Consider the following 307-nt stretch of genomic DNA (forward strand, 5'->3'; position numbering starts at 1 on the left):
CTTCGTCTCGTTCCATCGCAAGGGCACCTGGTCGGATGCAGAGGGCGAGCCGCAAATCGACCGGCTTGTCGAGGCTGCCGAGACCACCGCGCAGCTCGCGCTGCGGCTGCTGCCGGAACGCTGTGCCCGCGGGCTGCTGGTCATCAACGACGAGGCTGACATGCGCGTCGGCTTCCAGCACCCGTACGAGCCACGCCTGTCGGAGCGCTTCCCGTCCTGGCTTGCCGCTCTCGCGGCAACCCATGCGGACCTGTCGCTACGTCATGCCGCGCAGGGGCTCCGCTTCGCGGCTGTCGCCGACAACGCC

At 69.4% G+C, this 307-nt stretch carries 1 protein-coding gene; it reads left to right on the forward strand.

The window, feature by feature from the left end:
* Positions 1-307, forward strand: a 307-nt coding sequence (locus tag ACLF3M_RS35465; protein WP_430661722.1) for a hypothetical protein, incomplete at both ends; no start/stop codon positions are given.

The sequence above is a fragment of the Falsiroseomonas sp. HW251 genome (assembly GCF_050563545.1).
Taxonomy (GTDB): Bacteria; Pseudomonadota; Alphaproteobacteria; order Acetobacterales; family Acetobacteraceae; genus Falsiroseomonas.